Annotated in this window: 1 protein-coding gene; it reads right to left on the bottom strand. The window is 30.2% G+C overall.

The window, feature by feature from the left end; all coding sequences use genetic code 11:
* Window positions 1-242: hypothetical protein (locus GJQ66_RS14405; protein ID WP_230379683.1), on the bottom strand; the 242-nt coding region annotated here is incomplete at both ends.

Here is a 242-nt window from a genome sequence, read left to right as displayed (position 1 = left end):
ATTTCAAGTTTAAAGCTAATTCAATATCATCTAGTTCCTTTTTTATAATAGGCAATATCGTTTCTATACAACCGTTATCAAATGGAGAAATCATACCGGACTCTTCTATTATCATTAAAAACGAATTGCTACCTCCAGCTTTACAAATTTTAAGAAATTTATTTAAAGCTACTTGCTCATTCGCTTGATATAATGACCAAAGTTGGAAGGCACAAACTTGAGCTATTGCATAATCAATAAAG

The organism is Microbacterium sp. ZXX196 (assembly GCF_009709595.1).
In the GTDB taxonomy this organism is placed as follows: Bacteria; Actinomycetota; Actinomycetes; order Actinomycetales; family Microbacteriaceae; genus Microbacterium; species Microbacterium excoecariae.
The sequence above is the reverse complement of the archived record's forward strand: the minus strand, read 5'-3'. Positions and strand labels throughout refer to the sequence as shown.